The organism is Orenia metallireducens (assembly GCF_003001995.1).
GTDB lineage: Bacteria > Bacillota > Halanaerobiia > Halobacteroidales > Halobacteroidaceae > Orenia > Orenia metallireducens_B.
The window spans coordinates 101656-116674 of sequence record NZ_PVNB01000007.1 but is presented as its reverse complement, the minus strand read 5'-3'; the positions used below and the strand labels follow the sequence as shown (position 1 = coordinate 116674).

Genomic DNA, 15019 nt, shown 5'->3' with positions numbered 1-15019 from the left:
TTTAGATGAAGAATGTTCTTGTTAAAAACTTATATAAGTCTTATGAAAATCAGAATATTGATCGTAATTATGTTTTGGATAATATCAATTTTGAAGTGGGGGATAATGAATTTATATGTATTCTTGGAAAGAGTGGTTGTGGAAAATCAACCTTGTTAAATTTACTTGCTGGTTTTATTAAGCCGACTAAGGGTGAAATCTATGTTTCGGGAAAGCTAGTTCAAAAACCTTCTGCTGAGATAGGGGTTGTCTTTCAGGATCATGCTTTATTTCCTTGGTATACAGTAACTGAAAATATAGCCTTTGGACCAAAGCTTAATAAAGATAAGAATGCAGATAAGATAGCTATTAGACTTATTGATATGGTTGGTCTAAATGGCTATGAAGATCATTACCCAAGCAGTTTATCAGGAGGTATGCAGCAACGTGTTGGTATTGCCCGAGCCCTTGCAACTAATCCTAAATTACTATTGATGGATGAGCCCTTAGGGGCATTAGATGCACTAACTAGGGAGAAGATGAGGCTTGAATTGCTAAAAATTTGGGAAAAGACTAAAAAGACCATAATTTTCATTACTCATAGTGTCTCTGAAGCTGTCTATTTAGCAGATAGAGTAATACTGTTAGAAGAAGGTAAAGTAGGGATGGATGTTAGGATAGAGATTGAGAGACCCCGTGATACCAAAGACCAAAGATTTATAGATTATGTTCAAATGTTCAAAGATAGATTTACTGAACAAGAACTTTTAGAAGTTAGTAAATAATGAGAGGAGGGGGATGATGGAGGTAGAGGTTATGGAAGCTAATAATGAGGTAATTTTTAGGGATAGATTAAGAGAGAAGGTCAGTCAAAATAGGGATGGCATATATAGAATTTTAAGATTTGTATCAATTGTTGCTTTTTTTATAATCTGGCAACTTATCAGCTCTACTAATCAAAGTATTGAACTCTTTAATCCTATTTTATTACCTTCGCCAGTTATGGTGATTCAAACAGCTTATCATATGTATCTAAAAGGGGTACTAGCAAAGCATCTTATAGTTAGTTTAATAAGGATAATTATAGGTTTTGGATTAGGAACTGTTGTGGCTGTCTTTATGGGGGTTATATTAAGCCACTTTCAGATACTTGAAGCTTTAATTCAGCCAGTCTTAAATTTAATTGGTCCAATTCCAGCCTTTGCATTCTTGCCACTGTTTATTGTTTGGTTTGGAGTTGGCGAATTTCCTAAGATACTATTAATTGCATATGCTACATTCTTTCCAATACTGACTTACACAGTAGATGGTATTAAGAATATAAATCCTGTATTAATTAGGTCGGCATTAAGTCTTGGTGCAAATCAGTTTCAAGTCTTTACGAAAGTAATTTTCAAAGGAGCACTGCCAAATATTTTTATTGGTATGAAAGTAAGTTTGGCATTGAGCTTTTCAGCCCTTGTTATTGCTGAAATGATGGGAGCAGATAGTGGTTTGGGTTATATTATAGTCGATGCTAGAAATTGGTTTAGGTTGTCTAATATGATGCTTGCAGCAGCACTGATTGGGATTGAATATACCGTCTTCTTTAAGTTAATTACCCTAATTGAAAGAGTATTATTTAAATGGAAGAGTGATGGGTTGAAGGATGCAGTAGAATAAGGTTTATAAGAAATAGGAGGAGAGAATAATGAGAAGGGAATTTAATTTAATGGTTTTGATATTCTGCATGGCCATGGTGGCTTTATTGGCTGGGTGTGGGCAGAAAGAAGTATCTAATTCTACTGAACAGGGGGGATTAGAAGTTAAAGAGATTACAGCCTGGGGGGTTATCGATCCCCAGATATCTGCACAACAGATTATTGCTAAAAAGATGGGTTTCTTTAAAGAAGAGGGCTTAGAGGTAACAAATAAGTTGCAACAATCAGGTACTGAAATTGGCCCAATGGTTGCAGGAGGGAGTGCTCAAGTCAGCTTTGAATCAACATATACAGATATCTCTCTTGCTTCGAATAATATTCCTATGACTTTGATTGCACCAATGGCCAATATAGGTGGAACTCAAGCAGTAGTTGCAAGTTCGGGACTTGATATTAATTCAGCACAGGATTTAGAGGGACTAAAAATTGGGATGGCACCAGGCTCTGGAGTATTGATAGCCATTAGAAAGATGGCTGATGAGCTAGGCGTTGATATTAATAGTTTTAGATTTGTTAAACTTCAACCAGCAGATCAGATAATAGCTTTGGAAAAAGGGGATATTGATTTAATGGCTTGTTGGGAACCATGGGTAAGTAAAGCTATTGCTTTAGATGGAAAAATCTTGTTCAGTGGTCTAAATTCTTACTTGCCTGAAAATAAAGGTGATGTTAATTACTTGAATTTCCATACAACATTACAGGTTACTAATGATATGTTAAAATATCCAGAAACCCTTAAAGCCTTCTTAAGGGCTCTTGTAAAAGCTACAGACTATATTAATAATAATAGAGAAGAAGCAGCAGCTATTTTATCAGAAGAATTGAATATAGAGAAAGAAGAACTACTAGGTATTATGAGTAGAAATATTTATTCTTTACAAGTTGATAGTGATTTTGTCGATGGTATAACAGAGATGGCTACTTTTATGAAAGAGATGGATAATATCTCAAAAATTCCACAGGTTCTAGATTTTGTAGACTTTAGTCTTTTAAAAGAGGTTGATAAAGACCTTGTAAAAGTTGATTTAAAATAGTGGTTTTATTTATTCTCTAATATAAATCTTCTAATCAAACAAAGCGATTAGAAGTCTAGGAGGAATAAAGATGGATTTGGTTATCAGAAATGCCAAGGTTGTTAGCAAGGAGGTAACTGAAGTATTGGATGTTGGAGTAAGAAATGGTAAGGTTGTTAAAATCGGAAAGATAGATGGGATGGCGTCTAAAGAGATCGATGCTAGTGGTAAATTTCTATTACCTGGTGTAATAGATGTTCATACCCATATCGAGCAACTATCTGGTGATAATTTAACCTGTGATGATTTTTCTGATGCTACATATGCAGCTGCTGTTGGTGGGACTACTTCTATTTTAACCTTTGTGATTCAACAAAAAGGTAAATCACCTCTGGAATCTGTTAGTGAAAAGATGGTGTCAGCCAAAGAGAAGATGTATATTGATTATGGATTTCACATTGCCTTTACAGATGTGAATGAGAGGACGATTGCAGAGATTCCAGAGCTTGTCAATATGGGGATAAAGAGTATAAAAGTTTTTATGGCTTTTGAAAATTCAAATCTAATGGTAAGTGATTATGATTTAATTAAGTTAATGGAAGAAAGCAGAAAATATGGTGCTCTGGTCGGTGTTCATGCAGAGAATGAAGATATATGTGTTAATGCTACTGAAAATTTAAAAGAAGAAGGGTTTACAACATTAGAACACTATTATAAGAGCAGACCAGAGATTGCTGAACTTGAAGCAACTAACAGAGCCATTACTTTTGCTGAGGATATAGATTGTCCTGTCTATATCTTCCACTTAACAAGTAGTAAAGCATTAAGCAAAATAGAAGAGGCACAGCAACGAGGAGTAGATGTTATAGCAGAGACTTGTCCTCATTATTTACTGCTTGATAAAGAAGAGTTTGAAAGTGATGATGCTTATTTAAAAGTTATGAGTCCGCCTTTAAGGGAGAAGAAGGATCAAGATGCGTTATGGAAGGCGATAAAAGCAGGGGCAATTAAGATTATTTCAACAGACCATTGCCCCTACACGCCAGAACAAAAAGCTGTAGGTAAAAATAATTTTACTACAATTGCACCTGGTATTCCGGGTATCCAGACCTTACTTCCTTTGATCTACTCTAAAGGGGTTGCCAGTGGGAAAATATCAATTAATAAGATGGTAGAAGTATTAAGTTATAATCCTGCTCAAATATTTAATCTAAATAATAAAGGGGAAGTAAAGGTTGGTTATGATGCAGATTTTGTGATATTCAATCCTGATACAAAACAAGTAATAGATAAGGATTATTTGAAGATGAAGAGTGGATACTCACCTTTTGCAGGTTTGGAATTAAAGGGTAAAGTTGAAACTACAGTACTTAGAGGAAAAATTATTTATGATCAGGGAAAGTTCGTAGGTCAAAAAGGAAAAGGTATATATATCAATAGAAAATAAAAGGGGGATTAATTATGAAGATTGTTGTAATAGAACCATTAGGAATTAGTCAAGAAAAGGTAGAGATGATTTCAAAAACCTTAGATCAACATGGATGTGATTTTGTTTATTATGATACAAGAACTGAGGATACAGAGGAGTTAATCAGTAGAGCGAAAGATGCTGATATTGTTATTTTAACAAATTTACCATTTAGAAAAGAGGTCATTGAACATTGTCCTAATTTAAAGATGATATCTGTTGCCTTTACAGGTGTTGACCATATTGATTTAGATATTTGTAAAGAGAGAGGAGTTGATGTCTGTAACTCAGCGGGTTACTCAACTAATGCAGTAGCTGAGCTTGCTTTTGGACTTGCGATAGCAGTTCTTCGTAAGATTGTAACTTGTGATAAAGTAACAAGAAATGAAGGAACAAGGGCTGGATTATTAGGTTCAGAATTATATGGAAAGAAGTTTGGAATCATTGGAACTGGAGAGATTGGATTAAAGGTTGCTGGAATAGCTAAAGCCTTTGGTTGTGAATTGTTAGCCTATAGTAGAACTGAAAAAGATGAAGCCAAAGAGCTAGGTGTAGAATATGTTGAGCTAGATACTCTATTAAAAGAGAGTGATATTGTATCATTGCATCTACCTCTTAATGGAAGTACTGAGAATTTAATTGATAAAGATAAGATTTCTCTTTTAAAACCATCTGCGATCTTAATTAATACAGCAAGAGGTCCAATTGTAGATAATACAGCATTAGCAGAGGCATTAAATCAAGGAAAGCTTGCAGGGGCTGGAATCGATGTATTTGAGATAGAACCTCCTATAGCAACTACTCACCCTCTTGTAGAAGCTAAGAATACAGTATTAGCTCCCCATGTAGCATTTGCCACTGAGGAAGCTTTATATACTCGTGCAGAAATAGTATTTGGCAATATTGATCAATGGCTTAAAGGGGAACCTCAAAACTTAATTAGCTAATGTAGGGAGGTAGTTTAAATGGCACTTAAAAGGGCATTAAAATCAAATATACAAGAGATGATTGAAGGGTTGGATAAATTTAATTCTGATCCTAAAGATGGTACAACGAGAATATTATTTACTGAACCTGAACTCAAGGCACGAAATTATATTAAAGAAGAGATGGCTAAAGTTGGACTTAGTGTTAGAGAGGATGCTATAGGAAATATTTTTGCTACCTTAGAAGGATCTGATCCTAGTTTACCTGTTGTATGGACTGGTTCTCATATTGATACAGTTATTAATGCAGGAAAATTTGATGGTATGGCAGGAGTAGTAGCTGGTATTGAAGCTGCAAGGCTTATTAAAGAATTTGGTCAAAAGCATAAACGAAATATAGAAGTATTAGTCTATACTTCAGAAGAACCGACTAGATTTGGCTTGGGGTGCCTTGGCAGTAGGGCTATGGCTGGCGAACTATCCCTTGATAAGGCAAAAGAGTTGAAGGATGAAGAAGGAAACTCTTTAACAGAGGTTTTAGAGAGTTTGGGATATGATTTAGCCGAGTTTGATCAAATTCCTGTTAAGCAAGGTGGTGTCTTTGCTGCTGTGGAGCTTCATATTGAGCAGGGAGCTGTTTTGGAATCTTTAGAAGTGCCGATAGGAATAGTAGAGAGTATTGCAGGCCCATCAAGTTTTGAAGTGTCAATAGCAGGAAAGCAGTCTCATGCAGGTGGTACACCAATGAACTTAAGGCATGATGCCTTTTTAGCTTGCTGTGAGATTGCCCTGGAGGCTGAAAGGCTTGCCAAAGAATCAGCAAGTAAAGATACTGTGGCTACAGTAGGAAGAGTAGAAGTATTACCTAATGCTTCTAATGTTATCTCAGGTGAAGTTTATTTTTCAATTGATATCCGAGATAGTGATTATGAGGTTAAAAGTGAATGTATAGATAACTTAATGAAATTTATTGAAGAGGTAGAAGAAGATAGAGGTCTAACTATAAAGGTAGAAAAGATTAATGATGACCAACCTACACCTTCAGATCAAAAGATTATAAAGATCTTAGAAGAAAGCTGTACTAATAAGGAAATACGTTTTCATAAAATGATAAGTGGAGCATTTCATGATTCGATGATGGTTGGGAAGTTTGCTCCTATAGCAATGATCTTTGTACCTAGTAAAGATGGAATAAGTCATAGTCCTAAGGAATGGAGCGATTATTCTGATATTGCAAGAGGTACAGATATCTTAGCTGATACATTATTAAAACTTGCCAATGAATAATAAAAAAAGCTGAATTCAAAATCTATACCTATAGATTAATCTATAGGTATAGATTTTTGTTCTTATTAAGGAAACTATGCTTTTTTAGAGGTTTTGGATAACTTTTATTAATCAAAACTCAAGAGCAATTTGACACAGACTAAGTTCTGACTAAGAGCCGACTAAAAATTAAAAGATTTGAATTATTTAAAGTCAGGTTTTGCTCAGATTTTAGTCTACGTCTAAAAGGTTTCATTTATTTTAAGGAATTTGGTAATTGCATCAGCTATAGTTTTATAGTCAATGATTATACAAAAGTGGGCGTTAGCCCAATTTGTTCTATTTTATTGTGTTAAAATAGATGCTGTGATTGAATTAAAAATAATAAGATGTGAGGTGTTTATAAATGTTTGATTTATTGATTTATGGTGGAACTATTGTAGATCCTGAAAAAATGATTAAAGGTTCTCTAGCTGTAAAGAATGGTAAAATAGCTGAGATTGTTAATGAGGAGGGTGATAGATTAGAAGCTAAAGAGGTAATTGATGCAACAGGTAAAATGATCTTCCCAGGTGCTATTGATTGCCATACCCATTTCAATGAACCTGGCTTTGAATGGCGAGAAGATTTTCTTCATGGTACTAAAAGTGCTGCAGCAGGTGGAGTTACTACTATTATCGATATGCCTTTGCAAAATGATCCAGCTACTATCTCTGCTGAAATTTTTGAGCGTAAAGTAAATATAGTACAAGAATCGGCAGTTGTAGATTATGCTTTATGGGGTGGATTGGTAGATAATAATGTAGATGATTTAGAAGGAATGTATGATGTTGGTGCTGTAGGTTTGAAATCCTTTTTAGGTCCTGTTTCTCCAGATTATTCTACAATTAATTCTGGAATTGTTAGAGATGCCATGAAGGTTACTGCTCCTTTAGATATTTTAATTGGTTTTCATGCTGAAGATTACTCGATTGTTAAATATGAGCAGGATAAGGCTATTAAGGAAGCTCGTTTAAATATAGTGGATTATTTAGCTGCTAGACCAGTCAGTGCAGAAGTATTGGCAGTAGAGAATATAGTTAGGTTGGCTAAGGAGACAGGGGCTAAGGTACATATTTGTCATGTGAGTCATCCTGAGGTAGCAGAGATAATCAAAGAAGCTCAAAGTGATGGAGTAAAGATAACTGCAGAGACCTGTTCCCATTACTTAATATTTAGTGAGGATGATTTCTTAGAAAATGGTCCCATGTTTAAATGTGCTCCCCCTTTACGTTCTAGGCAAGCCCAAGAACAGCTCTGGGAATATACTATTAATGGTACGATTTCTTGTGTAGCCTCGGATCATTCCCCTTGTACTATTGAAGAAAAAGAAGCAGGAGCTGATAATATCTGGAAAGCCTGGGGTGGTATTAGTGGTGTCCAGTCAACATTTCAAGTTATGTTTGATGAGATTGTACATCAGCGTAAACTTAGCCCCCAGTTATTAGCTAGAATTTTGGCTTATGGACCTGCTCGGGCTTTTAATCTATATCCACAGAAAGGGACTTTGGCTTTGGGTGCTGATGCTGATATTGTTATTGTAGATCCTGAAGCTTCTTGGAATATTACTCCAGAATCATTGCTTTATAAGAATAAAATTTCTGCTTTTGTAGGTTTGACTGGAAAGGGGTTAGTAGAGAGAACTATTGTTAGAGGAGAAACAGTTTTTACTGATAGTCAAATTACGGTTCAATCAGGATTCGGACGTTTAATAAAAGTAACTTCTTTTACAGGGGAGCTTGCCAATGGGTATTAGATGTGTGAACATAAAATATAATTTATTCTTACTCCCCTCTTAAAAACAAGAGGGGTTGCTTGCGTTATGATAATTTAAAAACTCATCCCTTAACTACTTTGTAGACAATAGTCTATCTTTATCTAAAGTGAAATAAAAAAACAAGTGAGAAATTTCGTTTATGTGTTGGTTATATTGTTTAGGTTATGGTCAGAATCCAGATGTCAACTTCATGTATATTTCTCTGAAAAAACTTGACAAAATTTAAATATAACTTTATAATTAACTCAATAATTAACATACAGTTAACATTTAATTGTGAGTTTGATATAGAAGGGTTGGAGAAATAGGAGGTGTAGCATGAGGGATTCTTACAATAGAGTTATAGATTATTTAAGGATATCGGTAACGGATTTATGTAATTTAAGATGTAGATATTGTATGCCAAGTGGAGGAGTTAAGAGGATGGGAAGGTCTAAGGTGCTGACCTCTGAAGAGATAGTTAGGCTAGCGAGGGAGTTTGTTGCTTTGGGGATAAAGAAGGTTAGAATAACTGGAGGAGAGCCCTTGCTTAGACCGGGTATTGTTGATTTGATAAAGTCTATTGCTAAGATAGATGGCTTAGAGGATTTGGCTCTGACTACCAATGGTTTACTGTTAAAGGAGTATGGAGCTAAGCTAAAAGAAGCTGGGTTAAGAAGGGTTAATGTCAGTATTGATACCCTAGATCCTGTCAAATATAGATATATCACTAGAGGTGGTGATTTGAATCTGGTTTTGGCGGGACTAGAAGAGGCTGATAGGGTTGGCTTGACCCCGGTTAAATTAAATGTAGTCTTAATGAAAGATTTTAATGAAGATGAGATTCAATATTTTGTTAATTTGACTAAAGAGAAGGAGATTGATGTCAGGTTCATTGAGCTGATGCCTATTGGAGAGATGGTTGCTTGGTCCTATTCAAGACTAGTCTCTAATCGCTTGGTTTTGGATAAAGTAAAGGGGTTAGAGAGGGTGGCTTCCAAGGATAAGTCGTCGCCAGCAGTTTATTATAAACTACCTCAGGGGAAAGGGAAGGTTGGTTTAATTAACCCGCTTTCCTGTAAGTTCTGCCAAAACTGTAATCGAGTAAGATTAACAGCCGATGCTAAGATGAAGTTGTGCCTCCATTCAAATCAGATGATAGATTTAAGAAAGACTTTAAGGTCTGGGGGAGATTTGCGCTCAAAAATATTGACTTCTATTTATGAGAAGCCTTTAGAGCATGATTTAGAAGGTGGAGGGTTTTCTAAAAGAGATATGTTTCAGATAGGAGGTTGATAAACTATGGAGTTCACACATTTTAATGATGCTGGTCGGGCTTATATGGTTGAAGTTGGGGATAAGGATGATAGCAAAAGAACAGCAGTAGCTAAAGGGAGAATAGAGATGGGAGCTGAGACTGTTGAAATGATTAAAGAAGGTATGGTCAAAAAAGGGGATGTGCTCTCTGTATCTCAAATTGCTGGGATTATGGGGGCTAAAAAGACTAGTGACTTAATCCCGATGTGCCATAATATACCCTTAACAGGGGTTGATATAAGCTTTAACTTGAAAGAAGATGGATTAGAGATAAGGGCAGAAGTCAAGACTGTAGGTAAGACAGGAGTAGAGATGGAGGCTTTAACAGCAGTCTCGATAACAGCTTTAACGGTCTATGACATGTGTAAGTCTGTTGACAAGGCGATGGTGATTGAGGAGATTGCTCTTTTAAAGAAGACTGGTGGTAAATCTGGAGATTTTATCAGGGGTGAAGGTGATGAAAAAGATAGCTAAGGTAATATCTATAAATAGTAGCCGAGAAAAAGGGATCAGCAAGGAAAAGGTAGAAGAGGGCTTCTTTAAAGAAGATCATGGATTAGTCGGAGATGCTCATGCGGGTAAATGGCATAGGCAGGTCAGTTTATTGGCTGTTGAGAGTATAGAGAAGATAGCTGATAGAAGTTATATTGCTAAGTTTGCAGAAAATATAACTACTGAAGGGATTTGTTTGCATGAATTAGCAGAAGGTACCAAATTGAAGGTGGGAGATAGTGTACAAGAGGTCACTCAGATAGGTAAAGAATGCCATAATAGTTGTGCTATCAAAGAGGAGATTGGTAAGTGTATTATGCCTAAAGAGGGTATCTTTACTAAGGTGTTGGTAAGTGGAAAGGTTAAAGTTGGCGATGAAATTGAGGTTTTGGCAGATGGAGAGTGATTATACAGTTGGAATCATAACCGCTAGTGATAAAGGATTTAAAGGAGAGAGAATAGATGAAAGTGTTCAAGTGATCAGGGAGATACTTGAAGGTAGAAGTTATCAGGTGGCAAGATATACTCTATTGCCTGATAATGAGAAGAAAATTTATCAGGAGTTAGTTTATATGTCCGATGAATTGAATTTGAATCTAATTTTAACTACTGGAGGAACTGGCTTTAGTAAGAGGGATGTGACACCTGAAGCGACAAGAAGAGTTGTAGAGCGATTGGCTCCTGGGATTTCTGAGGCTATTAGGGCTTATAGTCTCAAGATCACCCCAAGAGCTATGCTCTCTAGAGCTATAGCTGGAATCAGAAATGAGACCTTGATTATCAATTTACCTGGAAGTCCCAAAGCTGTCAGGGAATCTTTAGAATATATTATTGATACCCTTGACCATGGCTTAGAGATATTATTGGGTTATGCTGGTGATTGTGCTAGAGACTAGTTTTTAAGCCTGCGTGATAGTTAGATGTAAGTTAAATAGTAAAATAAGGAGAGTGCTAAGATTTTTCTTAGCACTCTCCTTATTTTTTATTAAGGGAACTATGTATTGCAGAAATTATGAATAACTTTTAAAGAAATACAAAGATATAAAATGAAAATATAATAAGAACAGAATAAATTAGAAGCAACTAACATGAATTATATAAGAATAGAAGTTAAATTTTAAATTAGGATTAATTTTTTTAATTTAACCACACAAGAAAAATTCTAAATGTTTACATTTGGTAGTGTTTTAAATTTGGATGTATATCTTAGTGGTATTTTTGTGTAAATTTTACGTTATATTTATGTAATGTATTTGTAAATAAAGTTAACGCATGGTTAAATACCACTGAAAAAACCTGTTAAAAATTTAAAAATACTTGACACAATGCTATCTTGGTTGTATAATTAACATAAATTTAACATGTACTTCACATGTGATTGTAAAATAAGTGAGGTGATATCTTTGTAATGATTAGTAATAAGGATTTAGGAAAGAAGATTAGAGAAAAGAGAAAGCAAAGAGGTCTAAATTTGAGTCAGCTTGCTAAAAAGATAGGATATACATCAAGTTTTTTAAGTCAGGTTGAGAGAGGAATTGCAGATCCATCGATTACATCTTTAAGAAAGATTGCCGAGGCTTTTGAAGTCCCTATTTTTTATTTTATGCTAGATAAGATTGAATATAATCCAGTTGTTAAAAGAGGGGATAGAAAGTCATTGAGGTTTCCAGGGTCAAATCTAACCTTTGAACTACTCTCTCCAGATTTAAAAAGGAATATAGAGATGATTTCGGCAAGATTAGAACCTGGGGCAGTTACCTGTGAGGAGCCTTTAACCCATCACGGAGAGGAGTGTACCTTAGTTATTCAGGGGAGTATGGAGATTCAAATTGGAGAAGAGGTCTATAATCTAGAAGAGGGAGATACTATCTATTATTTTGCCAGTATTCCTCATAAGATAACCAGTACTGGAGAAGAGGATCTTATCTTTGTTTCTGCGATTACCCCACCTGACTTCTAGTATTGGTAATGACTTTTATAAGGGAGGGTGAGTAGCTTGTTATTAAAGAATGCCAAGGTTGTAAGTGCTGACAAGATCAAAGAGGGTGATGTTAGAGTTGAAGGGGAGAAGATTAAGGAGATAGCTAAAGCTTTGAATTCTAAGCAAGACGAAGAGGTGATTGATCTTGATGGAAAGTTTCTACTACCAGGTCTGATTGATAGTCATGTTCATTTCAGCCTCCATTCTCGGGGAACAGTAACTATAGATGATTTTTATAGTGGAGGTTGTTCAGCTGCTTTTGGTGGTGTAACTACCATAATAGATTATGCAGATCAAGTTGATAACTCTTTAATTAAAGGTTTAGTAAAGAGGAAATTGGAGGCTAGAGATAGTGTAATAGATTACAATCTCCATTTATGTGTAGATAATAAGTTGAGTTCAGAAAGATATCTTAAAGATTTTTATCGTTTAAGGGAGAATGGTATTTCCAGTTTGAAAGCCTTTACTACTTATTCAGATATTTATATGCTTAATAATAAGAAATGGATTTCTTTACTTAAAGCGGCTAAACAAGCAGAATTATTGCTAACGGTTCATGCTGAAAAAGACCAGCTTATTCAAGCTAATACTCTTAAATATCGGGCTAGAAAGCAATTGGGGGTAGAGTATCATTCTGATATTCGTTCTAGTAGTGTTGAGGCAGAGGCTATTAGTGAATTATGTGAGTTGCTTAAGCTATTAGAAATGCCCTTGTACATAGTTCATCTCTCTTCACAAAAAGGTTATCAGCAGATACTAAAGGCAAGAGAGCAGGGGGTAGATATTTATGCTGAAACTGCTCCGCATTATCTACTGTTAACTCGCCAATTGTTAGAAGGTGAAGGGGGAAGGTTGAACTTGATGAGTCCTCCTTTAAGGGAGAAGGAAGACAATCGGGTATTATGGGATGGGATTATGAATGGGAAAATAGATGTAATAGCAACAGACCATTGTGCCTTTAGTGTCGAGCAGAAGAAAGCAGGGAGCAATTCCCTTGATATCCTACCAGGAATTCCTGGAGTAGAGACGATGCTACCTTTGATTTATACTTATGGTGTTAAAGTAGGTAGGATCTCTGTAAACAAAATGGTTGAGTTGCTCTCAACAAATCCAGCTAAAATCTTTGGTCTTTACTCTCAAAAGGGAAGTATAGAAGTTGGCAAGGATGCTGATTTGGTGGTCTTTGATCCAGATTTAGAGGTTAAATTACATGGTGATAGGCTACATTCTAAGGCTGGCTATACCAGTTTTGAAGGGATAAAAGTCAAGGGGATGCCTGTAATGACGATTTTAAGAGGTACCAAGATAGTTGCTGAGGGTAAGTTTTTAGGAAAAAGAGGTTATGGGAAGTTTATTAAGGCTGATAAGTCAGTAGTATATAGATAAACAACTCTAGGATAAGACTTAAATATTTTACTAATTCAATACCTTTAATTTCTTAACCAAAAACCTTAAAAGATAACTTTCTGCAACGAATCTCCCGAATTTATACGAATAAAACCAAAAGATTTAAAACATTAATTAATTTTTTACTATTTAATTCACCCCAAGAGTACTTCCTCAAAAAGCAAAAACCGCTTCTTTCAGGGCGCGTGAAATTCGTGTTAATTCGCTGCTAATCTTTATCTTTTGACCTTTAGTCTTTTATTTCACTTTAGACGTTGAAATCCATATTAAAACAAGCTAAGAAAATAGTATAAACTCTAGGAGGGATTAAATTGGAAAATAATCAAGCTTTAAGTCAACCGTTATATGGATTAGAAGATAGACCGTCAACTTGGGAGACATTTTTATTAGGATTCCAGCATATGCTAGCAATGTTTGTAGGGGTAATTACTCCACCTTTAATAATTGCAGGGGTATTAGGGTTGAATGTAGCAGAGACTGGATTTTTTGTCAGTATGGCGTTAGTAGCTTCTGGAATTACAACTTATATTCAATGTAGGAAGGTTGGTCCAGTAGGGTCTGGTCTTCTGGGAGTACAAGGAACGAGCTTTACCTTTGTACCGATGGCGATTGGGGCAGCAAAAACCGGGGGAATGCCTTTGGTTTTAGGGATGTCCTTAATAGCTGCACCTGTAGAAATCATCTTAAGTTACTTTATCAAGCAGACCAAAAGGTTCTTTCCACCGATAGTAACAGGAACTGTGGTTATGCTAATTGGCTTAAGTTTGGTTCAAGTAGGTATTACAGATTTTGGTGGTGGGGTTGGAGCTAAGAACTTTGGTGGTTTGCAGAATCTATTTTTGGGATCGTTGGTTTTAGTTATGATTATCATTGCTAATCGTTATGGAAAAGGGATGATGAAGGTTGGTTCTATTGCCATTGGATTGATTGTTGGTTATATAGTAGCTATCTTTATGGGGTTGATCGATTTTACTCCAGTAGCAGAGGCGGGATGGTTTACCCTTCCAGTGCCTTTTAAATATGGATTCTCTTTTGATTTTATGCATTTATTACCTTGGTTGATTGGGTATCTAATCACTACTATTGAATCGATTGGAGATTTAACGGCTGTAGCTGAGGTCTCTGGAGAGAGAGTAGATACAGAAACTCATATAGAGCGCTTAAGTGGAGGTATCTTAGCTGATGGAGTGGGAAGTGTAATTGCAGCTATCTTTAATTCTCTACCAAATACCACCTTTAGTCAGAATACTGGTGTGATTCAATTGACTAAAGTAGGAAGTAGAGTAGTTGGTTATGCTGCGGCAGGAATCTTATTGGTCTTAGGTTTAGTTCCTAAATTTGCTGCTATTGTCAGTGTGATGCCTAATTCAGTTTTGGGGGGAGCAACGATAGCTATGTTTGGAATGATAGCTACTTCGGGAATCAAGATAGTTACTAAAGGTGGATTAACTGATAGAAAGTTATTTATTTTAGCACTTTCTTTGGCCTTTGGTTTAGGGGTAACTATGAAGCCTAGTATAGTAGCTCAATTACCACAATGGTTGTCTGCTATCTTATCTTCAGGAATTACTGTAGGTGCAATTATTTCAATTGCTTTACACTTAATCTTGCCAGAAGATGAAGTGGTAGAAAATGTAGATAATATAGATGAGGAAGTAGCAGTATAATATATCAA

At 35.7% G+C, this 15019-nt stretch carries 14 protein-coding genes; all 14 read left to right on the top strand.

Going from position 1 to position 15019, the window contains the following annotated elements; translation table 11 throughout:
- Window positions 1-5: 5 nt before the first annotated feature.
- The 14 genes from BX659_RS07010 (at window position 6) to BX659_RS06945 (ending at window position 15011) form a co-directional block, all read left to right on the top strand.
- Complete coding sequence (locus BX659_RS07010; RefSeq protein ID WP_097017291.1) at window positions 6-764, top strand: ABC transporter ATP-binding protein; 759 nt, start codon at window positions 6-8, stop codon at window positions 762-764.
- Window positions 765-780: 16 nt separating this feature from the next.
- On the top strand, window positions 781-1641 hold the full coding sequence (locus BX659_RS07005; RefSeq protein ID WP_097017290.1) for an ABC transporter permease: 861 nt from the start codon (window positions 781-783) through the stop codon (window positions 1639-1641).
- Window positions 1642-1669: 28 nt separating this feature from the next.
- Window positions 1670-2713 (top strand): ABC transporter substrate-binding protein, encoded by a 1044-nt coding sequence (locus BX659_RS07000; RefSeq protein ID WP_097017289.1) that lies wholly within the window; start codon window positions 1670-1672, stop codon window positions 2711-2713.
- Between the two features lie 70 nt (window positions 2714-2783).
- A complete protein-coding gene (hydA, locus tag BX659_RS06995) occupies window positions 2784-4139 on the top strand; it encodes a dihydropyrimidinase (protein ID WP_097017288.1) in 1356 nt (451 codons plus the stop codon).
- 14 nt (window positions 4140-4153) lie between these two features.
- Window positions 4154-5107: a 2-hydroxyacid dehydrogenase gene (locus BX659_RS06990; RefSeq protein WP_097017287.1), complete on the top strand. Its 954-nt coding sequence runs from the start codon at window positions 4154-4156 to the stop codon at window positions 5105-5107.
- Between the two features lie 18 nt (window positions 5108-5125).
- Window positions 5126-6373 carry a M20 family metallo-hydrolase gene (locus tag BX659_RS06985; RefSeq protein ID WP_097017286.1) on the top strand — a complete coding sequence of 416 codons (1248 nt, stop codon included), beginning with the start codon at window positions 5126-5128 and terminating at the stop codon, window positions 6371-6373.
- Between the two features lie 385 nt (window positions 6374-6758).
- Entirely contained in the window at window positions 6759-8147 is a 1389-nt protein-coding gene (gene allB, locus BX659_RS06980; protein WP_097017285.1) for an allantoinase AllB, read from the top strand.
- Window positions 8148-8486: 339 nt separating this feature from the next.
- Window positions 8487-9443, top strand: a complete 957-nt coding sequence (gene moaA, locus BX659_RS06975) for a GTP 3',8-cyclase MoaA (RefSeq protein WP_097017284.1) — start codon at window positions 8487-8489, stop codon at window positions 9441-9443.
- 6 nt (window positions 9444-9449) lie between these two features.
- Window positions 9450-9938 carry a cyclic pyranopterin monophosphate synthase MoaC gene (moaC, locus tag BX659_RS06970; protein ID WP_097017283.1) on the top strand — a complete coding sequence of 163 codons (489 nt, stop codon included), beginning with the start codon at window positions 9450-9452 and terminating at the stop codon, window positions 9936-9938.
- Window positions 9922-10362, top strand: coding sequence for an MOSC domain-containing protein (locus tag BX659_RS06965; RefSeq protein WP_097017282.1), 441 nt, complete (start codon window positions 9922-9924; stop codon window positions 10360-10362). Before moaC ends, BX659_RS06965 begins: the two co-directional genes overlap by 17 nt.
- A complete protein-coding gene (locus BX659_RS06960) occupies window positions 10352-10852 on the top strand; it encodes a MogA/MoaB family molybdenum cofactor biosynthesis protein (protein ID WP_097017281.1) in 501 nt (166 codons plus the stop codon). The genes BX659_RS06965 and BX659_RS06960 overlap by 11 nt, the downstream gene beginning before the upstream one ends.
- 512 nt (window positions 10853-11364) lie before the next feature.
- On the top strand, window positions 11365-11916 hold the full coding sequence (locus BX659_RS06955; RefSeq protein ID WP_097017280.1) for a helix-turn-helix domain-containing protein: 552 nt from the start codon (window positions 11365-11367) through the stop codon (window positions 11914-11916).
- Window positions 11917-11943: 27 nt separating this feature from the next.
- On the top strand, window positions 11944-13323 hold the full coding sequence (gene hydA, locus BX659_RS06950) for a dihydropyrimidinase (RefSeq protein WP_253250695.1): 1380 nt from the start codon (window positions 11944-11946) through the stop codon (window positions 13321-13323).
- A 332-nt stretch (window positions 13324-13655) separates the two neighbouring features.
- On the top strand, window positions 13656-15011 hold the full coding sequence (locus tag BX659_RS06945) for a uracil-xanthine permease family protein (RefSeq protein ID WP_253250694.1): 1356 nt from the start codon (window positions 13656-13658) through the stop codon (window positions 15009-15011).
- The last annotated feature ends 8 nt before the right edge of the window (window positions 15012-15019 follow it).